3 protein-coding genes are annotated in these 6,653 nt (G+C 33.3%); 2 read left to right on the forward strand and 1 reads right to left on the reverse strand.

Annotated features, from left to right (window positions below; all coding sequences use genetic code 11):
* Positions 1 to 22: 22 nt before the first annotated feature.
* Positions 23 to 2,233, reverse strand: coding sequence for a gliding motility-associated C-terminal domain-containing protein (locus Q0543_RS00965; RefSeq protein WP_299247787.1), 2,211 nt, complete (start codon positions 2,231 to 2,233; stop codon positions 23 to 25).
* A gap of 292 nt (positions 2,234 to 2,525) precedes the next feature.
* Here Q0543_RS00965 and Q0543_RS00970 point away from each other — a divergent pair, with 292 nt between their 5' ends.
* Positions 2,526 to 3,572, forward strand: a complete 1,047-nt coding sequence (locus Q0543_RS00970) for a type IX secretion system membrane protein PorP/SprF (protein ID WP_299247790.1) — start codon at positions 2,526 to 2,528, stop codon at positions 3,570 to 3,572.
* A 41-nt stretch (positions 3,573 to 3,613) separates the two neighbouring features.
* Positions 3,614 to 6,319 (forward strand): LysM peptidoglycan-binding domain-containing protein, encoded by a 2,706-nt coding sequence (locus Q0543_RS00975; RefSeq protein ID WP_299247792.1) that lies wholly within the window; start codon positions 3,614 to 3,616, stop codon positions 6,317 to 6,319.
* Positions 6,320 to 6,653 lie beyond the last annotated feature (334 nt).

Below are 6,653 nucleotides of genomic sequence, written 5' to 3' on the forward strand. Positions count from 1 at the left end.
TTCTTTGTATAAAGTAACGAGATTATTGAAGCATTGTTGCTGTACCAGTTTTATTAAAGGGTACATTATCAAAAAATTTACCTTCAACAGTGTAGGTGTATACGTTGCTAGATTGCTGTCCATTATTCCCTTTAATATCACCTGTCCAGCCAGTAGAATTCGCTTCAATAAATGATTTTGTTTGATATACTAATTGCCCCCATTGGTTGTAAATTCTAAATTGAAAATCATCCTCTTTAATAAGCGTACCGAATACTTTTAGTTTTTGATTTTCTGTATTTGTAGCTTTTGGTGAAAATACATTAGGTATAAATAATGCATGTAAATCCTCAATTCTCTGTTCAATGTTCACGGTGTCACTGTTGCTGCAATTATAAAAATTGTCAGTTGCTATCGCATAAATCGATTCGGTAACGGTTGACGTATAAATAAGTCCATATTCAATAATATTTGTAGTGGGTAAATCATACCAAACTACGGTAACATTTGGTTTGTTTTTAATATTAGCCATCAAAATCAGAGGATTACCTCCATAACCAAGCGTGTCTGGTCCTGAGGCAATTTGAATATAAGGTTTATATCCAACAAGATTAACGTCTACCTTCGGACTTTCGCATCCATCACTATCAGTTGTTGACACCATTATTTTGTAGGTACTATCTTTTAATGCAATACTTAATTCATTGCCAATGATACTTCCTTGCGAAGGTGTAAAATTATAAGTGTATCCAGATGAAGATCCTCCCGTTGCTGATGCTTTTAAAACAATTGGTAGTCCTACGCAGCTGAGCGTATCTTTAAAATTAGTAGAAGTAGTTAGTTCAAATAAATTTGTAATGTTTAGCGAATCTATTACTTTACAACCTCTATCGTCTGTAGCTGTAACTATGTACTTATATGTGCCGGCAGTATTTAACGTTATTGTTGGTCTTTTAACAGTTGCATCACTTAGTCCATTTGTTGGAGACCACTTCCATGTATAAGAAGCAGAGTAAGCTGGCGTTAAAATGCTAGGGCTTAAGGTTGCTGTAGATTTAAAACAAATAGACGTATCGTTACCTGGGTTTAATGAATAGTATAAATTACTATAGGCGGGTAATTGAGTTACTTCTGTAGAACTAGTACTTGCACCTCCGCAGCCGAGTGCATCAGTAATATTTACAGAGTAAGTCGTTAAACCCACTGCAGGTGGCGTGGCAATTGGGTTTTTTATGGAAGGGTTTGAAAGACCTGTTGTTGGAGTCCATGAGTAGGTATAGGTTCCTCCTCCATTCGTTACCGTTGCATTTAATTGAACGGATGTGCCATTACAAATAGTAGTATCTTTTGTTGTTTTAATTGTTGGGGCTGTGCTAAATGTAATCATTACTGAATCAGATAAACTACATTTTGTTCCACCGTTTGTTACTGTTAACCAATAGTTTCCAGTTGTATTAACTACGATAGATGTTCCGCCCCCCCCCGTGCTCCATTTGTATCCAAACAAAATACCTGTCGGCGAAAGTGGAGAAGACAGTGTAACATTATTTCCAGAACACTTATTTTGATCTGGTCCAAGATTCACAATAAATGAATTATCTCTTCGGAAATTCTTTTGTGCAGAAACTTCACAACCTGAAGAATTCGTAGCTGTTACGAAAAAAGAACTGGTACCATCTGTAGCATTTAGTAATGTATTTGTAATTTTTAGAGAATTTGTTGAACTAACTAAGTTCGTTGTACTATTTTTATACCATTTATAGTTCGTAAACCCTGGACTTGCAAAAAAAGTGCTGTCGTTGATGCCACAAATATTAATGTTTGTAGAAGGGATTGTAGCACCTTTATTTGTAATTATTTGAAATGTTCCAACCGATCCATAAACTAAATGAACGGTATCCTTTGCGATTGTCCAAGTTGCAGTAGATGTATTATAATATTTAATTGTGGCAACCCATCTGCCTGCATCAAGGGTATTTATTTGTTGTCCTGTGGAGGATCTAAGCGAATCTAAATTTGTCCATTCTGTGGGTATTTGTAAGCCAGAAGGTGGAGTGAGGGAGGCATTAGAAGACTCTAAATTGTATTGACTTCCGATACAAACTTCAATTGTTTTTGTTGGGCCAGGAACAACGGCAACACCGTTCACTTTTATTGCAACAACTATTGGGGTAGCAGAATAGGTTATAAATGGTATTATTACTAGGAATAATACAGCTAAAAATGCTTGCGTTATGTACTTCAGGGATTTCATTTAAATGCAACCAATGTTTATCAAGATACGGAAAAATTTGTTTTAAGTTCAGCTTGTATTTTATATTCAAAATACTGTTTTTTTAAACTATGGATTTTTTTTATACAAAACTAGTATTTTAATTGAATTTTGGATATTTTTTTGTATTTATGTATGAATTTCAAATTCCAATTTAAGTTTTTGATTTGAGTTCGTTCGTTTTTATGTAAACCCAAACAAAGGATTACGTATACCGCTAAAAGTGTTAATAAAAAAAAGTATGTAGTGCTTTTAGAGTTGGTTAATAAATAGTATGGTAAAAAAAATAGCATGTAGTGTATATATTACTTTCTTTTCGTTGTTTTTAACAACGTTGGGGCAAGATGCTGTTTTTTCTCAATACTATGCTTCAAGCTTGTATTTAAATCCTGCATTGGCTGCTGCAGAGCCTACGGTTAGTCTTAGCATGAATTCTAGAGTTCAATGGAAAAGTATTATTTCACCTTATACAACAAATCAAGCTTCCTTAATTGTCCCAATCTATAGATCATCAGACAAGAGTATTAATCTTGGTGGCTTAGGGGTTTCGGTATTTCAAAATAAGGCAGGTGAGATAGGATTAACAAATACAGGTGCAAACTTTACCGCTTCGTATATCATCCCCTTTAATGAGAAGAACCATCTCTTGGCAGGCGTTCAGGTTGGAGTCATGCAAAAGACAATAGACTTTTCAAAAGGTCAATGGGGTTCTCAGTTTGATGTTACCAATGGCTTTGATTCTAACATTTCTTCTGGCGAATATAATTTCGTATCTTCTAAAATGTATTTAGATATCAATTTTGGGGCTGTTTATTATAATAACCCAAGGCGAGATATTCGTGAGCTTGGTAAAAGTTTTTATGTTGGATATTCTGCATATCATTTTAATAGACCCAACGAATCTGTAATAGCGAATCAAAAAAGTAATTTACCTGTATTGAATAAATTTATTTTAGGCGGAGAGTATTCCTTAAGTTCTAGTATAAATATTTCACCGAATTTATTAGTTGCGCTGCAAAATGCTTCTTCCCAAATTAATGTGGGACTATATGGCACCTATTCTTTTGGAGATGCAGACGGGAATAGCTTGTTACCATCAAAACTGTATGCTGGTGCTTGGTATCGTTTAAAGGATTCTTTTATTGGATCTATTGGTTTTGGAGGTAAGTTTTATTCAATTGGTATAAGCTATGACATGAATAGTTCTACCTTACGAAAAAATGCAACTTCTAAAGGAGCAGGTGCATACGAAATTTCATTGAAAATAACTTCGCCTAAAATCGAGAAAGTACATAAAGTTTATCAAACACCTAGAATTTAAAAGTAACGATTCTGTGGTTTGTTCGTTTAAGAATTAAGAACATGAAAAAAATATATTCACTCATAGCGATTTTGGTACTTGTAGCTTTTACTGCACTACCTTTGCATGCCCAAAAGAAGAAAAAAGGTTCTGGTAAAGCGAATGCATCACAAATCAAAGCTGATGATCACTTCGCTAGATACGAATATTATTTAGCTGCTCAAGAGTACAAATTGGTAGTAGATGTTGATCCTACAAATTATTATTGTGTATTTAGGTTGGCAGAATCCTATCGTGAATATTTTGATTATCCTTCTGCACAAAAATATTATAAAGTTATAATTACTAAAGACTTACTTGAATTTCCCTTAGCCCGTTTTTGGTATGCAATTATGCTGCGGGATAATGGTGATTATGAAGATGCACAGAAACACTTTAGACTTTTCGTATCTGAATATCATGAAACAACCTTAGCAGCGGAAGAATATAAAGACCGAGCACGTAGTGCGATTATTGGTTTGGATTTGGCTCGTGAAGAAATGAGTAAGCCCCAGCGTGATTATTCATTTGAATGCATGCCTGCTCCAATTAACACAATTTATTCTGAATATTCTCCTGTAATTGTTGGCGAAACAGATTCAATCATAGTCTTTACTTCTTCTAGAGAAGGTGCCACGGGTAATATTAGCAACAATATGTTGGGTGGTAATTTGAGTGATAATTATCGTTTTGCTTACGATGGCATCTCGGCATGGATTCCGTATGAACCCGAAGATAATTTTATCGTTGCTAATTCAATTTATAATGAAAGTCCAGGTTCATTTACAAAAGATGGTAAAAAATTCTACTTTACACGTTGTGATGAAAAAGTTGTTGTAGGTAAATACGAAGATTACAACTGTGTTATTTATGTTATGACAAAGGACGATGCTGGTTTGTGGACAGCTCCAGTTAAGTTGAATGAAAATATCAACATGAAAGGTCAGTGGAATAGTCAACCTTCTGTGTCACCAGACGGTAAAATCTTATTTTTTACTTCAAAAAGACCTGGGGGAATCGGTATGCAAGATATTTGGTTCTCAACCTGTACACAAAATGACAATTGGGGGACTGCTTCTAATTTAGGGCAAGGAGTAAATACCATATTTTCAGATATGTCACCAAGATATTATGGAGAAGATCGGTTATTATATTTTGCTTCAAACGGACATGAAGGCTTTGGAGGATTGGATATTTTTGTTTCAAAAGAAGAAGATAATTTTGAAAGTTCTAAAAACATAGGTTTGCCTTTTAATTCGCATCGAGATGATTTCTATTTTGTCTTAGGAAATAAATTTGGATACCTTTCTTCAAACAGACAAGGTGGAGTAGGTAATGACGATATTTATAAATTCACCATTCTTCCAAAACCTGAAGCATTGATTTCAGAAATTGATGTTGATTCAATTCCTGCGAATGTAAAAAGCATAGCGGTTGTAGGTAAGATTGTTAAAAGTGATGGACAAAAAGCACCTGATGTAGAAGTTGCCTTAACGGACTCTAATAATGTACAGCTTAAAGTAACTAAAACGAATAGCGAAGGCGTTTTTAGGTTTGATAATTTACCTCCTGATAAAAGTTATCGTATAGTATTGATTGAAAAGAACTCTAAAGTTACTCAACAAATTGCATATAGCGTAGATACCGTTATGATTCAATCGTCTACGGTTGCATCTAATCGTAAATTATTCGAAAATATTTATTTCGATTTTAACCAAGCAGAGTTAAGACCCGAAGCTGTCAAAACCTTAGATGAATTGGCAACCTATTCAAGTAAAAATCCTCAAATTCAAGTAGAATTAAATGCAAATACGGATGGTTTAGGTACAGATACGTATAATAGAATACTGTCCGAAAAAAGAGGGCAAGCAGCCATTGACCATTTAGTTACAAAAGGTGTTGATCGTTCCCGTATTGTTATGAACCCTTTGGGTAAAGAACGTCCACTTACATCAAACGATAACGAAATCGGTAGGCAGTTAAACAGGCGTGTTGAATTTTACATTTTGGGAGGTGAAGGATATGAAACTAAAAACATGACGTATGTTGTAGAACCTCAATCAACCATATACACGATTGCGAAAAAATTCAATATGACTGTTGAGGAAATTAGAGAAATCAATGCGCTTACTTCTGATAATATAATTCCATACACACCATTACGTGTTAAAAGAAATGTGGGTGATAACGATATCATTGCTCAAGTGTCCATGACAGAGTCCATGTCTGCTGCACCTGAGAAAAAGAACAAGAAATATTATAATGAATTAGCAATTAAGAATGCAGCAATGGATGAAGCATTATCCAAAAGCAATATAGACATTGCTGAAAAAAATGAAATTATTGCTGAAAAAAATGTTGAAATTAAGAAAAACCTTGAATTGAAAAAAGTTCAAAAGGTAACGTTAAAAGAAGGCGAAGATTTATATAAAGTGCGTTCTAAAAATACCTTATTCTCTATTAGTAAATTATATCACATGACGGTAATTGAAATTAAAGAATTAAATAAATTTACCTACGATACTATTTATGTAAATCAATTAATAAAAGTTAAGATTGGGATTTATCAACCTTCTGAGAATGAATATTTAGTAAAGGATGGAGATACTGTTGAGACAATTGCTTACGACAAAGGAGTTACAGTGGAGCAGTTAATGGCATTAAATCCTATAGATGGCTACACCATTCAACGTAATATGATATTGAGGTTGCGTAAGGACAATGAATAAGTATTGAGTATGTATTAATAAATAAGTATTAAGTAATAAAACGGATGGTATAGCTATCCGTTTTTTTTTAATTTTATTTTTTAGAGTGAATAATCTATAAAAAAATTATTTCTTGTAAATGAAATTTTCATGACAACTTTGAAATACAATTGCATTCTATTAGGAATTTATTTATACGTAATAAAATGAAATTTCAATAAATATTTTAGATATATGCATTTAGCTTTTTAATCTTTATTTGAATTTTATTATACCCATATATTAAGAGTTACAAATTCAATTATTGATACGAATTTATTCTGTTTAAATTTTTAATCATGAAATATATACTTGA

Origin of the sequence: uncultured Cytophaga sp., from assembly GCF_937863595.1 — a bacterium.
GTDB lineage: Bacteria > Bacteroidota > Bacteroidia > Cytophagales > Cytophagaceae > Cytophaga.